22 protein-coding genes are annotated in these 22,363 nt (G+C 64.7%); 13 read left to right on the forward strand and 9 right to left on the reverse strand.

Going from position 1 to position 22,363, the window contains the following annotated elements; all coding sequences use genetic code 11:
* On the reverse strand, window positions 1–779 hold a 779-nt coding region (locus tag VMR03_RS18225; RefSeq protein ID WP_325407766.1), incomplete at its 3' end, for a radical SAM protein.
* A 92-nt stretch (window positions 780–871) separates the two neighbouring features.
* Here VMR03_RS18225 and VMR03_RS18230 point away from each other — a divergent pair.
* The 3 genes from VMR03_RS18230 to VMR03_RS18240 are packed head-to-tail and all read left to right on the forward strand — an operon-like array spanning window position 872 to window position 2,987.
* Window positions 872–1,567: a TIGR04283 family arsenosugar biosynthesis glycosyltransferase gene (locus VMR03_RS18230; RefSeq protein ID WP_325407768.1), complete on the forward strand. Its 696-nt coding sequence runs from the start codon at window positions 872–874 to the stop codon at window positions 1,565–1,567.
* 25 nt (window positions 1,568–1,592) lie between these two features.
* On the forward strand, window positions 1,593–2,387 hold the full coding sequence (locus VMR03_RS18235) for an SDR family NAD(P)-dependent oxidoreductase (protein ID WP_325407770.1): 795 nt from the start codon (window positions 1,593–1,595) through the stop codon (window positions 2,385–2,387).
* Entirely contained in the window at window positions 2,388–2,987 is a 600-nt protein-coding gene (locus VMR03_RS18240; protein WP_325407772.1) for a TIGR04282 family arsenosugar biosynthesis glycosyltransferase, read from the forward strand.
* Between the two features lie 60 nt (window positions 2,988–3,047).
* Here the strand turns inward: VMR03_RS18240 and VMR03_RS18245 are convergent, their stop codons facing one another.
* From VMR03_RS18245 to VMR03_RS18265, 5 genes are all read right to left on the reverse strand, one after another.
* Entirely contained in the window at window positions 3,048–4,214 is a 1,167-nt protein-coding gene (locus tag VMR03_RS18245; protein WP_325407774.1) for an acyltransferase, read from the reverse strand.
* Window positions 4,215–4,309: 95 nt separating this feature from the next.
* Window positions 4,310–4,738, reverse strand: coding sequence for a large conductance mechanosensitive channel protein MscL (mscL, locus tag VMR03_RS18250; protein WP_325407776.1), 429 nt, complete (start codon window positions 4,736–4,738; stop codon window positions 4,310–4,312).
* An 87-nt stretch (window positions 4,739–4,825) separates the two neighbouring features.
* Window positions 4,826–5,368, reverse strand: coding sequence for a molybdenum cofactor biosynthesis protein B (gene moaB, locus VMR03_RS18255; protein WP_325407778.1), 543 nt, complete (start codon window positions 5,366–5,368; stop codon window positions 4,826–4,828).
* 105 nt (window positions 5,369–5,473) lie between these two features.
* Window positions 5,474–7,360 (reverse strand): lytic transglycosylase domain-containing protein, encoded by a 1,887-nt coding sequence (locus tag VMR03_RS18260; protein WP_325407780.1) that lies wholly within the window; start codon window positions 7,358–7,360, stop codon window positions 5,474–5,476.
* A gap of 104 nt (window positions 7,361–7,464) precedes the next feature.
* A complete protein-coding gene (locus VMR03_RS18265; RefSeq protein WP_325407782.1) occupies window positions 7,465–8,349 on the reverse strand; it encodes a uracil-DNA glycosylase family protein in 885 nt (294 codons plus the stop codon).
* 143 nt (window positions 8,350–8,492) lie between these two features.
* On the opposite strand from VMR03_RS18265, the gene VMR03_RS18270 reads away from it, so the two are divergent.
* The 3 genes from VMR03_RS18270 (at window position 8,493) to VMR03_RS18280 (ending at window position 13,018) form a co-directional block, all read left to right on the forward strand.
* Window positions 8,493–10,163 carry an electron transfer flavoprotein-ubiquinone oxidoreductase gene (locus tag VMR03_RS18270; protein WP_325407784.1) on the forward strand — a complete coding sequence of 557 codons (1,671 nt, stop codon included), beginning with the start codon at window positions 8,493–8,495 and terminating at the stop codon, window positions 10,161–10,163.
* Window positions 10,164–10,334: 171 nt separating this feature from the next.
* Window positions 10,335–12,125 carry a tetratricopeptide repeat protein gene (locus VMR03_RS18275; RefSeq protein ID WP_325407786.1) on the forward strand — a complete coding sequence of 597 codons (1,791 nt, stop codon included), beginning with the start codon at window positions 10,335–10,337 and terminating at the stop codon, window positions 12,123–12,125.
* 5 nt (window positions 12,126–12,130) lie between these two features.
* Window positions 12,131–13,018 carry a 4-(cytidine 5'-diphospho)-2-C-methyl-D-erythritol kinase gene (locus tag VMR03_RS18280; protein ID WP_325407788.1) on the forward strand — a complete coding sequence of 296 codons (888 nt, stop codon included), beginning with the start codon at window positions 12,131–12,133 and terminating at the stop codon, window positions 13,016–13,018.
* A 109-nt stretch (window positions 13,019–13,127) separates the two neighbouring features.
* Here the strand turns inward: VMR03_RS18280 and VMR03_RS18285 are convergent, their stop codons facing one another.
* Window positions 13,128–14,147, reverse strand: a complete 1,020-nt coding sequence (locus tag VMR03_RS18285; protein ID WP_325407790.1) for a polyprenyl synthetase family protein — start codon at window positions 14,145–14,147, stop codon at window positions 13,128–13,130.
* A gap of 136 nt (window positions 14,148–14,283) precedes the next feature.
* On the opposite strand from VMR03_RS18285, the gene VMR03_RS18290 reads away from it, so the two are divergent.
* Genes VMR03_RS18290 through VMR03_RS18300 form a run of 3 tightly spaced genes read left to right on the forward strand, consistent with a single transcriptional unit; the run spans window position 14,284 to window position 16,221 of the window.
* Entirely contained in the window at window positions 14,284–14,490 is a 207-nt protein-coding gene (locus VMR03_RS18290; RefSeq protein WP_325407792.1) for a DUF2007 domain-containing protein, read from the forward strand.
* Between the two features lie 7 nt (window positions 14,491–14,497).
* Window positions 14,498–15,313 carry a tRNA1(Val) (adenine(37)-N6)-methyltransferase gene (locus VMR03_RS18295; protein WP_325407794.1) on the forward strand — a complete coding sequence of 272 codons (816 nt, stop codon included), beginning with the start codon at window positions 14,498–14,500 and terminating at the stop codon, window positions 15,311–15,313.
* 8 nt (window positions 15,314–15,321) lie between these two features.
* Entirely contained in the window at window positions 15,322–16,221 is a 900-nt protein-coding gene (locus tag VMR03_RS18300; protein WP_325407796.1) for a S49 family peptidase, read from the forward strand.
* A 3-nt stretch (window positions 16,222–16,224) separates the two neighbouring features.
* Here VMR03_RS18300 and VMR03_RS18305 read toward each other — a convergent pair whose 3' ends face one another.
* A complete protein-coding gene (locus tag VMR03_RS18305) occupies window positions 16,225–16,638 on the reverse strand; it encodes a hypothetical protein (protein WP_325407798.1) in 414 nt (137 codons plus the stop codon).
* Window positions 16,639–16,820: 182 nt separating this feature from the next.
* Here VMR03_RS18305 and VMR03_RS18310 point away from each other — a divergent pair, with 182 nt between their 5' ends.
* A complete protein-coding gene (locus VMR03_RS18310) occupies window positions 16,821–17,018 on the forward strand; it encodes a hypothetical protein (RefSeq protein WP_325407800.1) in 198 nt (65 codons plus the stop codon).
* Window positions 17,019–17,030: 12 nt separating this feature from the next.
* Here VMR03_RS18310 and VMR03_RS18315 read toward each other — a convergent pair whose 3' ends face one another.
* A complete protein-coding gene (locus tag VMR03_RS18315; protein WP_325407802.1) occupies window positions 17,031–18,578 on the reverse strand; it encodes a helicase HerA-like domain-containing protein in 1,548 nt (515 codons plus the stop codon).
* Window positions 18,579–18,768: 190 nt separating this feature from the next.
* Here VMR03_RS18315 and VMR03_RS18320 point away from each other — a divergent pair, with 190 nt between their 5' ends.
* The 3 genes from VMR03_RS18320 to VMR03_RS18330 all read left to right on the forward strand — a co-directional run.
* Entirely contained in the window at window positions 18,769–19,656 is an 888-nt protein-coding gene (locus VMR03_RS18320; RefSeq protein WP_325407804.1) for a glycine--tRNA ligase subunit alpha, read from the forward strand.
* 129 nt (window positions 19,657–19,785) lie between these two features.
* Window positions 19,786–22,059, forward strand: a complete 2,274-nt coding sequence (gene glyS, locus VMR03_RS18325; RefSeq protein WP_325407806.1) for a glycine--tRNA ligase subunit beta — start codon at window positions 19,786–19,788, stop codon at window positions 22,057–22,059.
* 154 nt (window positions 22,060–22,213) lie between these two features.
* Window positions 22,214–22,363, forward strand: a 150-nt coding sequence (locus tag VMR03_RS18330) for a PEP/pyruvate-binding domain-containing protein (protein WP_325407808.1), incomplete at its 3' end; no start/stop codon positions are given.

Consider the following 22,363-nt stretch of genomic DNA (forward strand, 5'->3'; position numbering starts at 1 on the left):
AGCAGCTTCATCGCCTCGAGACGACGCGACGGCGTCGAGGCGCGCGGCTCCATCACGCGGGCGAGCTTCGCGTCGAGCGTCGTCACCGAGAGCGCGACCTTGGCGAGGCCGCGCTTTGCCATGTCGCTCAGAATGTCGAGGTCGCGCGTCACGCGCGCCGACTTCGTGACGATCGTGACCGGGTGATTATAGGCCGACAGCACTTCGAGAACGCTGCGTGTGATGCGGTAACGCTGCTCGATCGGCTGATAGGGATCGGTGTTGGTGCCCATCGCGATCGGCTTCACCTCATAGCCCTTGCGCGACAGCTCCCTTTCGAGGAGCGCCGCCGCATTGGGCTTGGCAAAGAGCCGGCTCTCGAAATCGAGACCGGGCGACAGGCCCATATAGGCATGGGTCGGCCGCGCGAAGCAGTAGACGCAGCCATGCTCGCAGCCGCGATAGGGATTGATCGAGCGGTCGAAGGAAATATCGGGTGAGTTGTTCCGCGTGATGATGGTGCGGGGCGTTTCGTCCGTCACATGAGTCTTCAGCGGCGGCGGCACCTCATGCACGCCCCAGCCGTCGTCGAGCACCACCCGACGCTCGGCCTCGAAACGGCCGCTCTCATTGGTAAGCGCGCCCCGGCCGCGGCGGCCATTCTGGGGGACCCCTGGGGATACGAGGGGGACGGGGTCCGCCAGGCGGGGAGGCCGGGATGCCGCTTGCGGGCCAATCGGGGAATTGGCGGGGGAGCGGGCAGGGCGGCCGGGGCGTGCTATGTCGCGACTCGCTGTCATGTATAAAAATTAGCCGAAATATGAGAACATAACAAGAACATATCTCATGCTTCATTCGCCTTCGGACACGCGCGCGGTATGATGGCGCCCGCATGATTAGCGTTGTCATTCCCACCCTGAATTCCGAAGCGACCCTGCCGCGCGTCCTCTCCGCGCTCGTCCATGCGGCCGTGCAGGGGCTGGTGCGCGAGGTCATCATCGCGGATGGCGGATCGACCGACGACACGTTCGAAATCGCCGAGGCGGCGGGCGCGAAATTCGTGCGCGCGCCTCGCGGCCGGGGCAGCCAGCTCGCCGCCGGCGCCAAGGCGGCCAAGAGCGCCTGGCTTCTCTTCCTCCATGCCGACACGGTCCTGCAGCCCGACTGGGATCAGGAAGTCTCGAAACTCTTCGAGCATATTTCTTCCGGCCGCGTTCGAGGCCCCGAGATGGCGGCCGCCTTCCGTTTCGCGCTCGACGATTTCTCGGGCGCCGCGCGCTTCGTCGAGCAGGCGGTGGCGCTCCGCTGTGCCTTGCTGAAACTCCCCTATGGCGATCAGGGTCTTCTGGTGAACCGCCGGCTCTATGACAAGCTCGGCGGTTATCGTGCGTTGCCGCTGATGGAAGACGTCGATCTCGTCCGCCGCATCGGCAGGCGCCGCCTCTTGATGCTTCGCGCGCGCGCCGTGACGAGCCCGGAACGCTATGTACGCGACGGCTTTGCGCGCCGCGTCGCCCGCAACGCGCTTTGCATCACCCTTTATTATTTGCGCGTTCCTCCGCGCGTGATTGCACGCCTATACTCCTGATCTTCTTCTTTCAGCAGGAGCAGGCATGCGTATCGATCTTTCCGGCAAACGAGCCATCGTCACGGGTTCGACCCAAGGCATCGGCTTCGCGGCGGCCGTCGGTCTCGCGGAAGCGGGCGCGCAGGTCGTCATCAACGGGCGCGGGCAGGCAGGCGTCGACGAGGCGCTGGCGCGGTTCAGGGCGCGGGTTCCGAATGCGACGGTCGAAGGTATCGCCGCCGATCTCGCGACGAAGCCGGGCGCCGATGCCTTCATCGCGAAAGCGGGCGACGCCGACATCCTCGTCAACAATCTCGGCATCTTTGAGCCCAAGGCCTTCGTCGATATTTCCGACGAGGACTGGACGCGCTTCTTCGAGACCAATGTCATGAGCGGCATCCGCATGGCGCGTCACTATTTTCCGAAGATGGTCGCGAAAAACTGGGGCCGCATCGTTTTCGTCTCGAGCGAGTCCGGGCTCAACATTCCGCCCGAGATGATCCATTACGGCATGACGAAGACGGCGCAGCTCGCGGTCGCGCGCGGCCTTGCGAAGACGGCGAAGGGCACGGGCGTGACGGTGAACTCGGTGCTGCCCGGCCCGACGCGATCGGAAGGCGTCGAGGTCTTCTTCAAGCAGATGGCCGAGAAGCAGGGCATTCCCGAAGCGGAAGCCGAAAAGGGCTTCATCGAGAAGAACCGTCCGTCCTCGATCATCGGGCGCGCGGCATCGGTCGAGGAGATCGCCAATATGATCGTCTATGCCTGTTCGCCGCAGGCCTCGGCGACCACCGGCGCAGCGCTCCGCGTCGATGGCGGGCTCGTCGACACGATCGCCTGAATGTCGCCGACGCGGCAGCTCGCCGTGATGGCGAAGGCGCCGAGGCTCGGCCGCGTCAAGACGCGGCTTGCGAAGGGCATAGGCGCGGTCGAGGCGGCGCGGTTCTATCGCCGCACGAGCCTCGATCTTCTCCGCCGCGTCGGCGTCGATCCGCGCTGGCAGACGGTGCTGGCGCTCGCGCCGGATATTTCGGTGCATGAAAAAGGCGTCTGGCCCGAAGGCGTACCGCGCATCGCCCAAGGTCCGGGTGACCTCGGCCATCGCATGGGACGGCTGATGCGCGACCTGCCGCCGGGGCCTGTCGTCATTATCGGCAGCGACATTCCCGACATCGCCGCGCGTCATGTCGCGCAAGCCTTCGAGGCGCTGGGCCGCGCCGACGCCGTCTTCGGCCCGGCGGACGATGGCGGTTACTGGCTTGTGGGACTTCGCCGCTTTCCACGCGTACCCGAGATCTTCGGCAATGTCCGCTGGTCGGGCGAATACGCACTTGCGGACACTCTGGCGAATGTGGAGCGTGCGGATTTGCGGGTCGCGAGGCTGGATGTTCTCGCGGATATCGACACGGCGGAAGATTTCCGGCGATGGCGGGAGTCGTGAACCTCGTCGATCGGCATTGCCTCCGCCGCGCCGGTGACGACGCTTCGCAAACGCATTGGATCATGCCGGCGCCGGGATTTGCCGCGATCCGAATGCCTGAGCGATATGTTTCCCGCGCTTGCGCAATGGCGTCTCGATCAATCTGTAGTTGAGCTCCGCCAGGGCGACGAGAATCAGCGCGGCCGTACCGCCGAGCTTCAGGGCGTAGTTCATATCGTATTCGGCCGGCATCGGGTCGATGCGGAACCAGATTTCCCGCGCCGCGAAATAGGCGGGGATGTGAATCAGATAGAGCGCGTAGGAGCGGCTGCCGATCCAGAGCATGATGCGCTTGGCGATGCCATCCTTCCACAAATAGTCGCGGTCGTAGGAGGCGATCAGCACCAGTATCGCCGAGAGAAGCGCGATAAGGCCCTGCGCAAAGAAGGCAATATGCGACCGGTCGGAAGAGACGGCGGCTATCAGGAACAGAAGAAGCGAGAAGGTCACGATGCGGGCCAGCCGATTTCCGGCGAGCAGGCGCGGTTCGACGAGGCGATAGCTTTCATGCCGCGTCCAGAGGGCGATCAATACGCCGAGTGCCAGACCGTCGCTGCGCAGCATCGATATCTGCATGAAGCCGATGGCTTCGGGGCCCATACGCGGAATAAAAAACTGTGCGAGCACGATGACGGCGAGAACGAGCGGGAGACGCCGGCCGCTGAAGAAAATCAGAAAAGGAAGAAGCAGATAAAACTGTTCTTCCAGCGAAAGCGTCCAGTAGTGAAACGTCGCGCCGGATGGATAGCGGCCGAACACTTCGACGAAACGGAAATTGGCGACCTGCAGAATGCCGGCAACCGCGCCCTGAAAGTTGGCATTGAAGGGGCCGAAGGCACCCGAACGATTGAACGCGAGCGCCAGTAGCATGCTCAGGAACAGCCAGAACCAGGCGGATGGCGCGAGACGCCAGAATCTCCTGATCCAGAAGCTTACGGTCGCGCGATAATAGGTGGCCCTGTCGCCATAGGCATCGAGCGTCGGCAGCAGGCTGCGGGCGATCACGAATCCGGAAATGACGAAGAAAATGTCCACGCCAGACCAGAAGCCGAAATAAATTTTGATGTGTTGCAGGAGCGGCATCGTCCAGGGAAACAGATTCGGAAGATGCTGAAAGAGGACCATGAGAACGGCGACTGCGCGCAGGACTTCGATATCGTCGATACGCCGCGATGTGCCGTCGGACATGTCTTCCCCCCGGGCCGTTCTCCGGCCTGTTTCCCTTCTTCTATAGTGCAGAAGTCGCAAATTGTCGCAAGCCGACAGTCGGGCGGAAATTCCCGTCAGCCCTTCGTCTTCAACAGGTCGCGGATTTCCTCGAGCAGCACTTCCTGGCGCGGCGGCGCTTCGGCGGCGGGGGCCTCGCCTTTCGCGATCCTCGCCTTCAGGTGGTTCATCTGGCGGATGACGATGAAGAGCGCAAAGGCGACGATGGTGAAGTTGATGACGGCATTGATGAACCTGCCATAGGCGAGCACCGGAATGCCGGCTGTTTTCGCCGCTTCGAGCGAGACGGGCGTCTCCCCGCCCATGGTGAGCGGAAGAAAATAATTCGAGAAATCGACGCCGCCCATGAGAACGCCGATCGGCGGCATCAGCACGTCGTTGACGAGCGACTGGACGATGGTCGTGAAGGCCGCACCGATGATGATGCCGACCGCCATGTCGAGCACATTGCCCTTAAGGGCGAATTCCCGAAATTCCTTGAACATCCAGACCTCCTCAGGCGATTCCCGGCAATGCCGGCTCGTCGCATAAGAGTGGCGCGTTCATCGCCGAGGTCAACCGGGAAACACCCGTCAGCCCGCCTTCCTGCCTTCCTGCAATCTCGGGAGGATCTCGACGAAGTTGCAGGGACGGTAGCGGTTGTCGAGCTGGTACTGGAGGATTTCGTCCCAGCCGTCCTTGCAGGCGCCGGGGGAGCCCGGCAGCGCGAAGAGATATTTGCCGTGAGCGACGCCGGCCGTCGCGCGGGACTGGATGGTGGAGGTCCCGATCTTCTCGTAGCTGATGCGGTGGAAGATCGCGGAAAAGCCCTCGATTTCCTTGTCATAGACAGATTTGAACGCTTCGGGCGTCACGTCGCGGCCGGTGAGGCCCGTGCCGCCGGTCGAGATGACGATATCGACGTTGTCGCTGGCGATCCAGGAAAGGAGCTGGTTGCGGATCATCTGGATATCGTCGGAAACCACGGTGCGGTCGGCGAGGTTGTGGCCGGCTTTCTCGATGCGTTCAGTGAGGACGTCGCCGGAGGTGTCGGTCTCGCGGGTGCGAGTGTCCGATACGGTCAGGACGGCGATGTTGAGCGGGATGAAGTTACGCGACGTGTCGATGCCAGGCATGAGGGTGCCTTTCTACTGAGTGAGCGAACGGAATGGGCGGAAGAATCTGCGTCGGAAGCCATAAGCGCAATTCGTCCGGGAAGCCGCAGCGCCCGGGTTGCGCCGCTAGCGCAACGAGAGAGAACCGCCCGTGAATTCAGCCGCCTCATAGACGGGCCAGTCGCCGGACGCGGTCACGTCGAGCGAATGCAGCGGCTGGCCGAGCCGGGCGCGGTAAATCCAGAAATTGGTGAGCACGCGCTCGATATAGCCGCGCGTTTCGGGCGCCGGGATGCTCTCGATGAAGAGAAACGGATCGCCCTTGAAGTTGATGTTCTCAAGCCAGCGGTTGAGATTGCCGGGACCGCCATTATAGGCGGTCGTCAGCATGAAGAGGTTGCCGCGCGGCTCGGCCGAGTCCATCAGCGTTTCGAGATAGGTCTGCGCCAGCGTCAGGTTGAAGGACGGATCGAGCAGCTTGTCCTTGTTGGCGCTCTTCAGCGTCGTATCGCGCGTGATGTGGCTGGCCGTACCCGGCATGATCTGCATCAGCCCGCGCGCGCCGGCGGGCGAGGTCACGTCGGGGCGGAACTTGCTCTCCTGCCGCATGAAAGCGAAGAAGAGCGCGCGATCGACGCGGAAACCATTTTCGGGCTGGTAATCGGGGATCGGGAAGAGACCGGCATTGACGGCGATCTCGCCGTTGACCGGACGCAGCGTTGGCAGGCTCGCCGCGCTCGCGACCTGAAGCTCGACGGCCGGAAGATCGAAGGTCGAGGCCAGCGCGATCAGCGCGCTATCGAGATCGGAATCCAGCCAGCCATGGGCGCGCACCAGTTCCTGCTCGGCGAGATCGCGGCGGCCGATCTGCGCCAGCGCGACGGCGCGGGCGACGGCGGGGTCGGCGACGAGGGCTTCGTAGCCGGCGCGATCGAGTTTCGGTTCGACCCAGGCAAAGCGCGGCTCCCGGCCGAGCTGGCGCGAGGCGAGGAGACCGTAGAAGGTCGCGCCGGTGCCGGACGATATTTCGAGCATCTCGGCGACGCGCTCGGGCTGCCGATTGGCGAGATAGGCGCGCGCCGCCCAGAAGCCGCCGGCGGCCTTCGACCAGTCGGAGACGGTTTCCGAACGGGCCAGGCGCTCGAAATGGGAGGCCGCGTCGGCGTAGCGCTCCATGCGCCAGGCGGCGAGCCCGGCATACCAGTCGGCGAGCGGGATCTGCCGCGCGTGACGTCCCGAGATTTCGTCCGCGGTCTGGTAGGCGCGCTCATTGTCGTTTTCGATGAAGAAGGAGCAGGCGACCCGTTCCAGCACCTTGTCGTATTCGACATCGGTGAGGGCCAGGCGCGCGGACGTCATCTTCATGTAATTGAGGGCGTCGACCGCCTTTTGGTCGCGAACCAGGGCGCGCACCCGCGCGTCGATCTTCGCAAAGCGCTCGGAGGCAATCGGTTCGTCGCCATCGTCGACCGAATAGATCGCATGGGCCGGCTGGCGGAAGCGCTGCACGGCGGCGCGGTCCGGCGCGGCGGCCTTGCGCGGCTTCTTCTTCATCGCCAGCGCGAAAATGCGGTCGGCGCCGGGTACGCTCGCATAGCTCGCCATCCATGCCTTGAGTTCGGCATAAGTCGATTTCCAGCGGGCGTTCAGATAACGCTCCTGAAGCACATAGGGCATCAGGCGCTTGTCGGTGAGTTCGGCGGCGAGCTTGTCGGCTTTCTTCCAGTCGGCGCGTTTCTGGGCGGCGAAAATCTTGACGTAGCGTTCGCGGTCGGCGCCGCTCAGAATTTCCGGGCTCCAGATTTTGGCGCTGGCCGGCAGCGGATCGGCGGCGGGCGGTGGCGTGACGGCCTCGGTGGCGCTCAACGTGCCCAGAGTGCCGGCGGCGGAGGGCAGCGCCCAGCCGGTTGCGATGGAGCCGAACGCAAGCGCGGCCGCAAGCGCCAGCCGATGGCCGCGCATCGCGCCTTGCGAGCCCTTGCCTTTGCGCAAGGCCGCGTTGTTTTGAGACACCCCCGTGTTCATGCCGAGCATCTTAACCGGGGAAAGGGGTGTCACAAGCACGCAAGAGTTGAATCTTTTTGCAGTTGCGAAAGATTAATGTAACGCCGTCGGGATCAGAGCGGCCGCAATTCCGCGATGTGGGCCTTCAGCGACAGCAGGTCGCGCCAGGCGAGTCGCTTCTGCGCCGGTTGCCGGAGCAGATAGGCCGGATGGAAGATCGGGAGCGCCGGGATGTCGCGGTCGCCGGCGCGATAGCTCGACCAGCGGCCGCGAAGCCGCATGATGCCGGTATCGACGCCGAGCATCTGCTTGGCCGAGACGCCGCCCACCAGCACGAGAATCTCGGCCTTCGACAATTCGATCTGGCGTTCGATGAAGGGCGCGCAGACCGCCTGTTCGGCGGCCGTCGGCGGGCGATTGCCCGGCGGACGCCAGGGGAGCGTATTGGCGATATAGACCGCCGTGCGGTCGAGGCCGATCGAGGCGAGCATCCGGTCGAGCAACTGGCCCGACCGGCCGACAAAGGGAAGGCCCTGCAAATCCTCGTCGCGGCCCGGCGCTTCGCCGACCAGCATGATGCGGGCCTCCGGGTTGCCGTCGGCGAAGACGAGGTTCTTGGCGGTATAGCGCAGCGCGCAGCCCTCGAAGTTCGAGAGCACCTGTTTCAACTCGTCGAGGCTGCCGCAGCTTTGGGCAAGGGCCCGGGCGGTCGAGGCGGCTTCCTTTTCCTCCAGCGGGATGGTCGCCGGCGTCTGCATGCGGGCCGGCGCCGGCTCTTCCATATGCATGCGGGGAACCGGCGCCCGGCGCGCTTCGCCGGAGGACGCACGGGGGGCGGCGCGTTCCGCTTCGGGGGCGGATGTCTGCGCCGGCAACTGGTAGCGATCGACCGCGTCTTCGCCCAGCGCCTCGGTGACGCCGGCCGCGACATAAAAGGCGAGCAGCGACGCCGCCTCTTCAGGCGTCAGGGGCGGGACAGGTTTCCCCAACTGCGGCATGGCGTTACGGGTTCCGGCTGGTTCGGGCGTGAACAGATGGGGAAGCAGACTAGCACGGCTGTCCGCCTTGTTGACCAATGAGATACGAAGCACCATAAAGTGCGCGACCAAAGAAGCCCCCGCCGCTCAGGAGGACACAAGCTATGAGTGAACCGCTGCCCGAACGCGAATTCATGGAATATGACGTCCTCGTCGTCGGTGGCGGCCCAGCGGGGCTCTCCGCGGCGATCCGTCTGCGCCAGCTGGCGGCGGAGCAGGATTTCGATCTGTCCGTATGCCTGATCGAGAAGGGGTCCGAAGTCGGCGCTCATATTCTCTCGGGCGCGGTCATCGATCCTTCAGGCCTCGACAAGCTGATCCCGGACTGGCGCGAGCAGGGCGCGCCGCTCGACACGCCGGTGACGTCCGACCATTTCATCTATCTCGGGCCGGCCGGCAGCCTCTCCATCCCGAGCTTCCTCTACCCGCCGCTGATGAACAATCACGGCAACTACATCGGCAGCCTCGCCAATCTTTGCCGCTGGCTCGCGACCAAGGCGGAAGAGCTTGGCGTCGAAATCTATCCGGGCTTTGCAGGCGCCGAGGTTCTCTATAACGAGGACGGGTCGGTGCGGGGCGTTGCCACCGGCGACATGGGCGTCGCCAAGGACGGTCACCACAAGGACAGCTACACGCGCGGCATGGAACTCAGGGCGAAGTACACGCTCTTCGCCGAAGGCGCGCGCGGCTCGCTGACCAAGGAACTGACCCGCAAGTTCAAGCTCGACGAGGGCCGCGATCCGCAGAAATACGGCATCGGCCTCAAGGAAGTCTGGGAGATCGATCCCGCCAAGCACAAGAAGGGCACCGTCCAGCACACGCTGGGCTGGCCGCTCAGCGACGATACGGGCGGCGGCTCCTTCCTCTATCACTTCGGCGAGAATCTGGTGTCGGTGGGCTTCGTCGTCCACCTCAACTACAAGAACCCCTATCTCTCGCCCTTCGACGAGTTCCAGCGCTTCAAGACGCATCCGGCGATCCGCGACACCTTCGAGGGCGGCAAGCGCATCGCCTATGGTGCGCGCGCGATCACCGAAGGCGGTTTCCAGTCGGTGCCGAAGCTCGTCTTCCCGGGCGGTGCGTTGATCGGCTGCGCGGCCGGCTTCGTCAACGTGCCGCGCATCAAGGGCAGCCACAATGCGGTGCTGACCGGCATGATGGGCGCGGAAGCAGCCTTCGACGCCGTGAAGGCGGGCCGTCAGTCCGACGAGCTGACCTCCTATGCGGAGGCCTATGTCGGCAGCCCGGTCTATAAGGACCTGAAGCGGGTCCGCAACGTGAAGCCGTTCCTGTCGCGCTTCGGCACTTTCTTCGGCATGGGCTTCAGCTTCATCGACATGTGGATGAACAATCTCGGGATCGGTCTGCCCTTCACGCTGAAGCACAAGAAGGCCGACCACGAATCGCTGAAGAAGGCCAGCGAGTGCAAGCCGATCGACTATCCCAAGCCCGACGGCAAGGTTTCCTTCGACAAGTTGTCCTCGGTCTTCATCTCGGCGACCAATCATGAAGAGGACCAGCCGGTCCATCTGAAGCTCAAGGACCCGGCGATCCCGATCGCCTACAACCTGCCGACCTTCGCCGAGCCGGCGCAGCGTTATTGTCCGGCCGGCGTCTATGAAGTCGTGCGGGAGGCCGACGGCTCCAATCCGCGCTTCCAGATCAACGCCCAGAACTGCGTCCACTGCAAAACCTGCGATATCAAGGACCCGACGCAGAACATCAACTGGACGGTTCCGGAAGGCGCCGGCGGACCGAATTACCCTAATATGTGAGCGGACTTCGCTGAAGGCGCTCATATCGCGGACGCGCCGAATAGGCTAAGCTCGCGGTCGGCGAGGGCCGGCGTGCCCCGATGGGGGACGCCGGCTTCTTTGTGTCCGCATGTTGGGTTCGGTCGGCCTTGCGATCCCGCAAGGGCCGCGTGTTCAGAGGCAAGACGTTATATGGCGTCCATATCGACGGCTTCGGATAGCCACCGGAGTACATCCCGCCGCCTCGTATTGCCTCGCTGGACGGCAGGCGCGGCCATCCACGTCGTGCTCGGCCTCGTCGTGCTCGTCGGCCTTCAGGGCTGCGCCGGCATGGACTTTTCCGGCCAGAACGACCGCGGTGCCTATGGCAATTATCTCGCCGCGCGCTTCGCGGGCAGCCAGCATGAGTCGAAAGCGGCGGCGCAATATTTCGACCGGACGCTCGCCACCGACCCGACCAATCCCGTCATCATCGAGCGCGCCTTCATGGTGGCGCTGAACGGCGGCGACATGGACCGCGCGGTCGATCTCGCGCGCCGCCTCATCAAGGTCGTGCCCGATCACCGCATGGCGCGGCTCGTGCTTTCCCTCGCCGCCATCAAGGATGGCGATTACAAGGATGCGCAGAAGGAAATCGGCAGCGCCGAACAGGGTGCCTTCGTCGCGCTTGTCGGTTCGCTCACCGAAGCCTGGGCGGCGGCGGGCGACCGTAATCAGCAACTCGCGCTCGACAAGCTCAAGGCCTTCGACGACAAGCCCGCCTTCGATCTCTTCAGGGCCTATCACAAGGCGCTGATCTTCGATCTGCTCGGCGACAAGGAAAACGCGCTGGCCTCTTACCATCAGGCGATGGAGACGAGCGGCGGTACCTCGATCCGCATCGTCCAGGCCTATGCGAGCTTCCTCGACCGGCAGGGGCGCCGCGACGAAGCGCGCGCCGTGCTGGACCAGTATGCGGCGCTGGCGCCGGACCATCCGCTGGTCAAGGCGGCGCTGGCGCAGCTCGCTTCGGGCAAGACGATGAAGCCGCTGGTCGGCAGCGCGGCGGACGGCGTCGCCGAGGCGCTTTACGGCCTCGGCAGCGCGCTGGCGCAGGATCCGTCCAACGACCTTGCGGTGCTCTATCTGCAGCTCGCGATCTGGATGCGGCCCGATTTCAACGTCGCGCGCACGCTGCTCGCCGATACCTATGAGCAGAAGAAGCGCTGGGCCGACGCCATCGCCGCCTATGACCTGATCGACGAGGATTCGCCGCTCTACGCCAATGCGCGCATCCAGAAAGCGCTCGATCTCGACCGGCTCGACAGGGAAGACGAGGCCGTCGCCGTGCTCAAGGAAGCGGCGTCCGACAATCCCAAGGCGGTCGAGCCGATCGTCGCGCTCGGCGATATCTATCGCGGCAAGGAAAAATACGCCGAAGCCGCGGCCGAATATACGCGCGCGATCGGCATCGTCGGAAAACCCGATCCCTCGCACTGGTCGCTTTATTATGCGCGCGGCATCTGCAACGAACGGCTCGGCAAGTGGCCGGAAGCGGAGGTGGACCTCAAGATCGCGCTGACGCTGTCCGACGATCATCCGCTCGTTCTCAACTATCTCGGCTATTCGTGGATCGAGCAGGGGCGCAACCTCAAGGAAGCGCTGGTCATGATCGAGAAGGCGGTCGAGCTTCGTCCCAATGACGGCTTCATCGTCGACAGCCTCGGCTGGGCGCTTTTCCGCATGGGCGAATATCCCAAGGCGACGGAATATCTGGAGCGTGCCGTCGAACTCGAACCCGGCGATCCGACCATCAACGAACATCTGGGCGACGCGCTCTGGAAAGTCGGCCGCAAGATCGAGGCGCGTTTCCAGTGGAGCCATGCACTCGACATGAAGCCCGACGCGGACCGTGTCGGGCTGCTGAAGAGCAAGCTCGAACTCGGGCTCGATGCCGCCGAATCCGGACAACCGCGCCGCGACGCCGGGCCGAGCGGTTCCTGATCGCCATGAGCGTTCCAACACCCGTCGAGGAATTCGCGCGGGCGAAAGTGAACCTCTCCCTCGAGGTGCTGGGGCGGCGCGGCGACGGCTATCACGAGCTTCAAAGCCTCGTCGTCTTCCCCGACATCGGCGACCGTGTCACGGCGAGGGCGGCCGACGATTTTTCGCTGACGCTCGAAGGCCCCTTCGCCGGCGCGCTGAAACAGGAAGACGACAATCTCGTCCTTCGCGCCGCCCGTCTCCTTGCCCGCGAAACGGGCCGACCGGGCGCCAACCTCGTCCTTCACAAAAATCTTCCCGTCGCCTCGGGCATCGGCGGCGGCTCGGCCGATGCGGCGGCGACGTTGCGGGCGCTGGCGCGGCTCTGGGGCGTCAGGATCGAGGCGCATATGCCGGCATCGCTCGCCTTCACCCTCGGCGCCGACGTGCCCGTCTGCCTCGATTCGCGGCCTGCTTTCATGTGGGCGCGCGGCGAGCGCGTCGCGCGCCTCGCGGGGCTACCGCCTTTCGCCTTGCTGCTCGTAAATCCCGGAGTTGCGGTCTCGACGGCCGCCGTCTTCAAGGCGCTCGCCGCGCCGGCTCTGGCCGAGATGCCGGCGGTCGTGGAGCGGCCGGCCTTTGCGACTCTCGACGGCTTGCTTGAATGGCTGGCCGCCCATGGCAACGACCTCGAAGCGCCTGCCCGCAGCCTGGCGCCGGAGATCGGCGACGTTCTCGCCGCGATCGGTGCGACGAAGGGTTGCCGGCTTGCCCGCATGTCGGGATCGGGCGCGACCTGTTTCGGAATCTATGCGACGGAGAACGACGCGCAGGCGGGGGCGGATGCGGTTGCCGGCGCGCATCCGGCGTGGTGGACGGCGGCGTCAGCGGTGAGCGGCTGCATCCAACTCTGATGTGTCATCCCGGCCTTGTGCCGGGAGCCAGGAGCCGCTTGCTCGGCACTTGACGCCCTCGACCCCGGGACGAAGCCCGGGGTGACAGAATGTTTTCGGGCGAGTGCCTTCAATAAGTCCGGCTGATGCAGAAATCGACGAGGTCGAGCAGGGCGCGGGAATAGGCGCTGTCGGGGAAGATCGCCAGCGCGTCCTTGGCGATGGCGCCGTAATGGCGGGCGCGGGTGATCGTGTCCTCGATCGCGCCGTGCTTCACCATCAGTTCCTGCGCGTGTTCGAGATCGCCGGGGCGCTGGTCGCCTTCGCGCAGCGTGCGTTCCCAGAAGGCGCGTTCTTCCTTGCCGCCGCGGCGGAAGGCGAGGACGACGGGGAGCGTGATCTTCCTCTCGCGGAAATCGTCGCCGACATTCTTGCCGAGCGTCGCCGCGCGGCCGCCGTAATCCAGCGCGTCGTCGACGAGTTGGAAGGCGATGCCGAGATTGCGGCCGTAGGATTCGAGCGCCGCCGCCTCGCCATGGCCGCGCGCCGCGATCACCGCGCCGACTTCGGCGGCGGCGGCGAAAAGCGCGGCGGTCTTGGCCGCGATGACGCGCATATAGGCGTCCTCGGTGGTGCCGGTGTCCTTGGCGGCCGCGAGCTGCATCACCTCGCCTTCGGCGATGACGGAAGCCGCGTTGGCGATGATTTCCAGCGCGCGCAGGCTCTTCGTCTCGACCATCAGGCGGAAGGCGCGGCCGAGCAGGAAGTCGCCGACCAGCACGCTCGCCTGGTTGCCCCAGAGCATGCGCGCGGTCTTCTGGCCCCGGCGGAGATCGCTCTCGTCGACGACGTCGTCGTGGAGCAGCGTTGCCGTGTGCAGGAATTCGACGCTGGCCGCGAGCTTGATGTGGTCCGCGCCCTCGTAGCCGCAAAGCCTCGAGGCCGCGATGGTCAGCATCGGCCGGAGCCGCTTGCCGCCGGAATTGATCAGATGGCTCGCAAGTTCGGGGATCATCGGTACGTCGGACGCCATCCGTTCACGGATGAATTCGTTGACGTCCTCCATATCCTCGCGCACGAGGGCCTGCAACTGCGCGACGGCGTTCTGGCTCCGTCCGCGTTCGTCCTCGAGGGGGACCACAACGCCCAATCTTCGCTCCTGAAACTACAGTCCGGAAATGTGTTAGCCTCTGTGGCAGCATAAGAGGGCGCGGACAAGGCGGCAAGTGTGGCGGCAAAGCCGCTCCCGAAGATGTGAAAGCGCGAATGCACGATAAAGAGAACCCATGGAAGAGCTGATCCGGACGAACGACATCGTGCTCATTTCCTATTTGGAGCATCGGCTGCGTGAGGCGGGTATCGAACCGCTGGTGCTCGATACCCATATGAGTCTCGTGGAGGGCTCGCTCGGCGTATTGCCGCGGCGTATCATGGTGGCGAGCGACGATCTCGATGCGGCGCGTCTTATTCTCGACGATATCAAGGACCGGTGAGCGGGACATGAGCGGATTATCGGAAGAGACGGTAGGAAAGATCGTTGGGGCAGAGGCATCTTCCGGCGCCTGGACGGATGACGGGTTTCTCGGCGGACGGCTGCAATTGCTGCAACCGGCAAAAGGCTATCGCGCCGGCATCGACGCGGTGCTGCTCGCGGCCTCGGTTCCGGCGCGGCATGGCGAGCGCGTGCTCGAAGCGGGCGCGGGCGTCGGCGTCGCCTCGCTCTGTCTTGCGGCGCGCGTGGCCGATGTCGAGATTGCGGGGCTCGAACTTCAGCCCGATCTCGTGCGGATCGCGCGGGAGAATGCGCGACGCAACGATTTCCAGACCAGGGTCTTGTTTTATGAAGGCGATATCGGCGCGCCGGTGCGTGATCTTGCCGCGCTGGGGCTCGAGCCGCAGAGCTGGCACCATGTCTTTGCAAACCCCCCGTACCACGATGCGGCGTCGCCGCTGCCGCCCGATGCTGGCAAGGCGCAGGCGCATATGACGCTCGGCTCCGATCTCGGCGACTGGGTGCGGTTCGCCTGCGTGATGGCGCGGCCCAAGGGCACGGTGAGCTTCATCCACCGCGCCGATGCGCTGTCGCAATTGCTGGTCGCGCTCGAAGGTCATGTCGGCGGCATCGAGGTGTTCCCGCTCTGGCCGGCCGCCGGCAAGCCCGCCAGCCGCGTCATCGTGCGCGGCATCCGCGGCTCGCGCGCACCGTTGACGATCCGTCCGGGCCTTGTGCTGCATGGACGCGACGGCCGCTTCACGGAGCGTGCCGAAAACATCCTGCGGCATGGCGCGGCCTTGCTGCTCGACCAACCTCTCTGAAAGACGACATGAAAAAACTGATCGCTCCTCTTCTTCCCGCCTTTTTGCGCCGCCGTGTCGATCCCGACTGGACGAAGCCGGCGACCGTTGCCGTCGTCCGGCTCAACGGCGCGATCGGCATGTCCATGCCGCTCAGGGGCGGGATCGATTTCGCCTCGACGGTGGGGCCGCTCGAAGCGGCCTTCGACATGAAGGTGAAGGCGGTGGCGCTGGTCATCAATTCGCCGGGCGGCTCGCCCGTGCAGTCGTCGCTGATCTACAAACGCATCCGTGCGCTGGCGAAGGAGAAGGAGCTTCCGGTCTACGCTTTCGCCGAGGACGTGGCGGCGTCGGGCGGCTATATGCTCGCCTGCGCGGCCGACGAGATCTATGCCGATGAAAGCTCGATCGTCGGTTCGATCGGCGTCGTCTCGTCGGGCTTCGGCTTCACGGGCCTGATCGAGAAGCTCGGCGTCGAGCGGCGGGTGCATACGGCCGGCGAGAGCAAGGCGATCCTCGATCCCTTCAAGCCGGAGAACCCGGACGATGTGGCGAAACTCGAAGCGCTGCAGCGCGAGGTGCACGAAAATTTCAAGGCGCTGGTTCGCAGGAGCCGGGGTGGACGCCTCGCCGAGCCGACGGAAAAACTTTTCACCGGCGAGTTCTGGGCCGGCCAGGCAGCGCTCGACCGCGGCCTCATCGACGGATTGGGCGATGTGCGCAGCGTCATGAGGGAGAAGTTCGGGGACAAGGTCCGGCTCAAGGTTGTGGGCGGACGCAAGCCCTTCTGGCGGCGCGGCTTCGGCCTTTCGGGCCGTTTCGGCGGCCAAAGCGGGTTCTCGGACCCCGCCGCGCTGGGCGCGGGCGCCGTGCAGGGGCTGCTCGCCGCGATCGAGGATCGCGCGCTCTGGAGCCGCTTCGGACGTTGAGGGCTACCCGACCGCTTGCCAGACGGCCCGGCTGACGGCCGCCCAATAGAGTGCCAGCGCGCCGAAGAACACCGTGTCCATCCGGAGCGGCGGAAGCCAGCGGATGGTGCCGGCTTGGCCATTTCCAAGCAGAACCTGCACATGGACGGCCGTGAGGACGGCAAGTCCGGCCGTCATCGCCAGCGCGAGCAGGCGCTGTGTCGCGGGCGGCGGTGGCGCATAGGCGGCGGCCAGCAGCAGCAGGGCGACGATCAGCATCCAGCTCGCGACGAAGCGGAAGCTGTCCACGCCCGAAGGCCGCGCGCCGGGACTGGCGAGGTAGCGCTCCGCCCAGTCCGGCGCCGCGAGCAGCAGCCAGACGCCGAGTACGCCGATCACGGCGGAGGTCAGATAGCCGGCAATCTGAAATCTGAACACGATTCCTCCGGGTTTTTCGGCCTCGCGACAGGGCGCGAAGGCCGGTTTGCAGCCACAATATACATATTGTGGACGGCGCTTCGCTTTCGTCGCCCTCGAAAACCGTTCCATTCGGCGGCGATTTGGATTTTAATGCGAACGGGCATGCCGCATTGGGCGGTCCCCGAACGAGGACGAAGGCGATGAGCAAGCTCGTCTTTGCCGCCGTGCTGATGGCGGCCTGCTATACGGCCTACAAGGCGGTGCTGCGCGCCGCCGAGCGCCAGCGCGAACAGATGGTTCGGGCGCGGGCGCGCCACAGCGTCGAACCGCGCGATCTCGGCACCCTGCGCGAAGTCGAGCAGGGCCTTTACGTGCCGGACAGCCATAACGGCCGCTGAGTTTCCCGCCGGTCAGCGCTTGGTCATGCTCCCGAGAATGGAGCGGAAGATGGCGCGACCGACCTGCGTTCCGATGGAGCGCGCCGCCGACGTCGCCATATTGGTCATCACTCTTTCCGTCCGGGATACGGGCTCGCGCCTCGGCCTGGGCGCCGCGCGTTCGCGGCGTTCGGTCTGACGGGGTTCCGGCTCCGCCCGACCGGACGGGGTGCCGCCCCAGGGGCCGCTCGACGGCACCGATGTCGTGGAGGCCGGGCGGGCCGATGTTTCCGCCGTCTGTCCGGCCTTCTTTTGAAGCAGCTCGTAAGCCGATTCCCGATCGATGGCCTGATCGTAGCGGCCGCGCAGCGGGCTCGCGGCGACGATCGCCTGGCGCTCGGCGTCGGTGGCCGGGCCGACGCGGCCGCCCGGCGGCGCGATCAGCGTGCGCTCGACCATGGAGGGCGCGCCCTTCGCATCGAGCGTCGAGACCAGCGCTTCGCCGACGCCGAGGGCGAGGATCGCCTCTTCGGTCTTGAAGAAGGCCGGGTTCTGACGGAAGGTTTCGGCGGCCGCGCGCACCGCCTTCTGGTCGCGCGGCGTGAAGGCGCGCAGCGCGTGCTGCACGCGGTTGCCGAGCTGGGCCAGCACCTTGTCCGGCACGTCGAGCGGGTTCTGCGTGACGAAATAGACGCCGACGCCCTTGGAGCGGATCAACCGCACCACGCGTTCGACGGATTCGACGAGCGCCTTGGGCGCGTCGTTGAAGAGAAGATGCGCCTCGTCGAAAAAGAAGACGAGCTTCGGCTTTTCGAGATCGCCGACCTCCGGCAGTTCCTCGAAGAGCTCCGACAGCAGCCATAGCAGGAACGTCGCGTAGAGACGCGGATTGTCCATCAGCTTCGTGGCGGCGAGGATGTTGACGATCCCGCGCCCGTCGCGGTCGGTGCGCATCAGGTCGGTAATTTCGAGCGCCGGCTCGCCGAAGAATTGATCGCCCTTCTGGTTTTCGAGCACCAGCAATTGCCGCTGGATCGCGCCGACCGACTGCGTCGAGACGTTGCCATATTGCGCGCTGAGCGAGGCGGCGTTCTCCGAGACGAAGGCGAGCATCGCACGCAGGTCCTTCAGATCGAGCAGCAGCAGCCCTTGTTCGTCGGCGAGGCGGAAGGCGATGTTGAGCACGCCTTCCTGCGTGTCGTTGAGATCGAGCAGGCGGGCGATGAGGAGGGGGCCCATTTCCGAAATCGTCGCGCGGACGGGATGGCCCTGTTCGCCGAAGACGTCCCAGAAGATCGTCGGGAAGCGGTCCGGCACATAATCGACGCCGATCTCCTTCGCGCGGTTGACGAAGGCCGCCTTGCCGTCGCCCGGCTGGCTGAGGCCCGACAGGTCGCCCTTGATGTCGGCGGCGAAAACCGGCACGCCGGCATTGGAGAAGCCCTCGGCCAGCACCTGCAGCGTCACCGTCTTGCCGGTGCCGGTGGCGCCGGTCACGAGGCCGTGGCGGTTGGCGAGCTTCAGCAGCAGGATTTCAGGGGTCTCGCCGCTTTTGCCGATCAGAATGTCCCCGTCCGCCACGCGCCGTCCCTCCGCCGTGATAAGAGTCCCGCCGGACTATAGGGGCTCGACGGCGGCGCCGTCACGCTCGGGTCCCGGGGTTTTCGGTTGCGGGGGCGCTTTGCTTGACCCTTGAGGGCTCGTGCCGCTAGGTTGCGCGCGCCCGTGGGGCCAGGGGGCCCCGCCGAATCCGCCAGAAGCACCGGCCCGCATGACCGCCAAGCGCGACCATTCCTTCCAATCGCTGATCCTGACGCTCCAGCATTTCTGGGCGAAGCAGGGTTGCGTGATTCTCCAGCCCTACGACATGTCGATGGGCGCGGGCACGTTTCACCCGGCGACCACGCTCCGGGCGCTGGGGCCGAAGCCCTGGAAGGCGGCCTATGTGCAGCCCTCGCGCCGGCCGACCGACGGGCGCTACGGCACCAATCCGAACCGCTTCCAGCATTATTATCAGTTTCAGGTGATCCTGAAGCCGAACCCCGACAATCTGCAGGAGCTCTATCTCGAGAGCCTTTACGAGCTCGGCATCGACCCGAAGAACCACGACATCCGCTTCGTCGAGGACGACTGGGAGAGCCCGACGCTCGGCGCATGGGGCCTCGGCTGGGAAGTCTGGTGCGACGGCATGGAAGTCTCGCAGTTCACCTACTTCCAGCAGGTCGGCGGCTTCGACTGCAATCCGGTTGCGGGCGAGCTGACCTACGGGCTCGAACGCCTCGCCATGTACATTCAGGGCGTCGACAATGGCTACGACCTCGACTTCAACGGCGCGGAGGGCCAGGACCGCGTCACCTATGGCGACGTCTTCCTGCAGGCCGAGCAGGAATTCTCGGCGCATAATTTCGAATTCGCGAATACCGAAATGCTGTTCCGGCATTTCGAGGATGCGGAGAAGGAATGCGCGTCGCTGCTCGAAAAGAATCTGCCGCTGCCGGCCTATGACCAGTGCATCAAGGCGAGCCACAATTTCAATCTGCTCGACGCGCGCGGCGTGATCTCGGTCACCGAACGTCAGGCCTATATCGGCCGTGTTCGCGCGCTCGCCAAGGGCTGCGCCGAAGCCTGGCTGAAAACGCCGGCGGGGGGCGCGGCATGAGCGGCATGAAGAGTTTTTGTTTTGCCCCCTCACCCAACCCTCTCCCCTATGGGGAGAGGGCTTTAAGGGGGGCTGTCTTTCTGGAACCCTCTCCCCGTCGGGGAGAGGGCAGGGTGAGGGGCCTTGCTTATGTCTGAGCTTCTCCTCGAACTTTTCTCGGAAGAAATTCCGGCCCGCATGCAGAAGCGCGCGAGCGAGGATTTGATGCGTCTCGTTACCGACGCGCTGAAGGCGGCGGGTGTCGAGGCGACGAATGCGCGGGCCTTCGTGACGCCACGCCGCTTGTGCCTCGTCATCGACGGATTGCCGGAGAAGACGCCGGACGTGAAGGAAGAGCGCAAGGGTCCGAAGGTCGGCGCGCCCGATCAGGCGATCCAGGGTTTTCTGCGCGCCGCCGGATTGACGTCGATCGATCAGGCGACGGTGCAGGAGGACAAGAAGGGCGCCTTCTACGTCGCGATCACCGAGAGGTCCGGTGGCCCCACCGCTGAGCTTGTCGCTAAAGTCGTGACGGAAGTGATCCATACTTTCCCTTGGCCGAAGTCGATGCGCTGGGGAGCAAAAAGAGTTGCGACAGGTAGCAACTTTAACGGCACGAATTTCTCTAACCTCAGTTTTGGCAGCAGCCAATTTCGCTGGGTCCGCCCGCTGCATTCGATCCTCTGCATTCTCGGCGGCAAGGTCGTTCCTTTCGACATCGAAGGCATCAAGTCGGGCGATACCACGCGCGGCCACCGCTTCATGGCCCCTGCATCCTTCGCGGTAAAAGATTTCGCCGACTACGACAAGAAACTCGAAGCCGCGTTTGTGATCCTCGATCCGGCGAAGCGCGCCGCCGTCATCAAGGACGGCGCGTTGAAGCTCGCCGCCGATGCGGGCCTGAAGCTTTTCGAGGATGAAGGGTTGCTCGCCGAAGTCGCGGGGCTGGTCGAATGGCCGGTGCCGCTGATGGGCAAGATCGACGACGCGTTCATGTCGGTGCCGCAGGAAGTGCTGACCTCCACCATGCGTGCGAACCAGAAATATTTCGCGCTGACGGATGCGAGCGGAAAGCTCGCGCCGCGTTTCATCGTGATCGCGAACCTCGTCGCCGAAGACGGCGGCGCGGCCATCGTCAACGGCAATGAGCGCGTGCTGCGCGCCCGCTTCTCCGACGCGCGCTTCCTGTGGGAACAGGACAAAAAGCAGACGCTCGAAAGCCGCTTGCCGAAGCTCGAAGAGGTCGTCTTCCAGGCGAAGCTCGGCACGGTGCGCGAAAAGGCCGAACGCATCGCGAAGCTCGCGCGCGAGCTTGCCGCCGTCATTCCGGGCGTCGATCCGGTGAAGGCCGAAGTCGCGGGCCGTCTCGCCAAGGCCGATCTCACCTCCGGCATGGTCGGCGAGTTTCCCGAGTTGCAGGGCCTGATGGGCGGCTATTACGCCAGGGCCGACGGTCTTGGCGACGAGATCGCGAATGCGATTGCCGAACATTACGCGCCGGCCGGTCCGTCGGACGCGGTGCCCGCCTCCGCGCTCGGCAAGGTCGTCGCGCTGGCCGACAAGATCGACACGCTGGTTGGGTTTTGGATTATCCAAGAGAAACCAACTGGCTCTAAGGATCCCTTTGCTCTGCGTAGGGCCGCTTTAGGCGTTATACGGATTATTCTTGAATCTGAACTTCGTCTCAATCTCTGGAATACTGCGTTTTCTCACGCTCTATTTCTGGGCAAAGAAGCGCCCGCTAAATTGGTCGGTGCCATCGAAGAGTTGGTCGAGTCTATCAACCAGACTGCCGGGAGACTAATCGAACTGGATTTTGGCACGATTCAATCTTCCCAAACTGAAGATTCAAAGCTTAGGGTTTTTGGGCAATACAAACTTCTTATTGCGGACCTTCTGGTCTTCTTCGCCGACCGCCTGAAAGTCTATCTGCGCGATCGCGGCGCGCGGCACGATCTGGTCGACGCGGTCTTCGCGCTCAACCAGCTCGGTCAGCCGCAGGACGATCTCGTGCTGATCGTCAAGCGCGTCGAGGCGTTGTCGGAATTCCTTGCGACCGAAGACGGCAAGAACCTGCTCGCCGGCTACAAGCGCGCCGTCAATATCCTCAATATCGAGGAGAAGAAGGACAAGGCGACCTATGGCGGCGAGCCCGATCCGGCGCTGTTCAAGCAGACCGAAGAGCGCGATCTCTTCGACCGCATCGAGGAAGCGCGCGCGGAAGCCACGCATGCCGTGGGCCGCGAGGATTTCGCCGCCGCGATGAGTGCGCTGGCGCGGCTCCGTGCGCCGGTCGACGCTTTCTTCGAAAAGGTCACTGTCAACGCGGACGAAAAGCCGGTACGCGAGAATCGGTTGCGTCTGCTATCGCTGATCCGCGCGGCCTTGCACGAGGTCGCGGATTTTTCGAAGGTGGAGGGGTAGGAAGCCCCTCACCCAACCCTCTCCCTGGAGGGGAGAGGGCTAGTAAGCGGTGGAGTCGATTCCTTCTTCCTTCCCCTCTCCCCTTGGGGGAGAGGGCAGGGTGAGGGGGAGCCCCGAATGCCGAGTGAGACGGTGCCAACAAAGGCGTAAGCGAATGGCTGAGAAGAAGTGGGTCTATTCCTTCGGTGACGGCAAGGCGGAAGGCGCGGCGTCGATGCGCAATCTCCTTGGCGGCAAGGGCGCGAACCTCGCCGAGATGTCCAATCTCGGACTGCCGGTGCCGCCGGGCTTTACCATCACCACG

Source organism: Parvibaculum sp., from assembly GCF_035511255.1.
Lineage (GTDB): Bacteria > Pseudomonadota > Alphaproteobacteria > Parvibaculales > Parvibaculaceae > Parvibaculum.

Coding starts and splice junctions, on each gene's coding strand:
- VMR03_RS18230 (WP_325407768.1), top strand. CDS start 872: ATGATTAGCGTTGTCATTCCCACCCTGAATTCCGAAGCGACCCTGCCG.
- VMR03_RS18235 (WP_325407770.1), top strand. CDS start 1,593: ATGCGTATCGATCTTTCCGGCAAACGAGCCATCGTCACGGGTTCGACC.
- VMR03_RS18240 (WP_325407772.1), top strand. CDS start 2,388: ATGTCGCCGACGCGGCAGCTCGCCGTGATGGCGAAGGCGCCGAGGCTC.
- VMR03_RS18245 (WP_325407774.1), bottom strand. CDS start 4,214: ATGTCCGACGGCACATCGCGGCGTATCGACGATATCGAAGTCCTGCGC.
- mscL (WP_325407776.1), bottom strand. CDS start 4,738: ATGTTCAAGGAATTTCGGGAATTCGCCCTTAAGGGCAATGTGCTCGAC.
- moaB (WP_325407778.1), bottom strand. CDS start 5,368: ATGCCTGGCATCGACACGTCGCGTAACTTCATCCCGCTCAACATCGCC.
- VMR03_RS18265 (WP_325407782.1), bottom strand. CDS start 8,349: ATGCCGCAGTTGGGGAAACCTGTCCCGCCCCTGACGCCTGAAGAGGCG.
- VMR03_RS18270 (WP_325407784.1), top strand. CDS start 8,493: ATGAGTGAACCGCTGCCCGAACGCGAATTCATGGAATATGACGTCCTC.
- VMR03_RS18275 (WP_325407786.1), top strand. CDS start 10,335: ATGGCGTCCATATCGACGGCTTCGGATAGCCACCGGAGTACATCCCGC.
- VMR03_RS18280 (WP_325407788.1), top strand. CDS start 12,131: ATGAGCGTTCCAACACCCGTCGAGGAATTCGCGCGGGCGAAAGTGAAC.
- VMR03_RS18290 (WP_325407792.1), top strand. CDS start 14,284: ATGGAAGAGCTGATCCGGACGAACGACATCGTGCTCATTTCCTATTTG.
- VMR03_RS18295 (WP_325407794.1), top strand. CDS start 14,498: ATGAGCGGATTATCGGAAGAGACGGTAGGAAAGATCGTTGGGGCAGAG.
- VMR03_RS18300 (WP_325407796.1), top strand. CDS start 15,322: ATGAAAAAACTGATCGCTCCTCTTCTTCCCGCCTTTTTGCGCCGCCGT.
- VMR03_RS18310 (WP_325407800.1), top strand. CDS start 16,821: ATGAGCAAGCTCGTCTTTGCCGCCGTGCTGATGGCGGCCTGCTATACG.
- VMR03_RS18320 (WP_325407804.1), top strand. CDS start 18,769: ATGACCGCCAAGCGCGACCATTCCTTCCAATCGCTGATCCTGACGCTC.
- glyS (WP_325407806.1), top strand. CDS start 19,786: ATGTCTGAGCTTCTCCTCGAACTTTTCTCGGAAGAAATTCCGGCCCGC.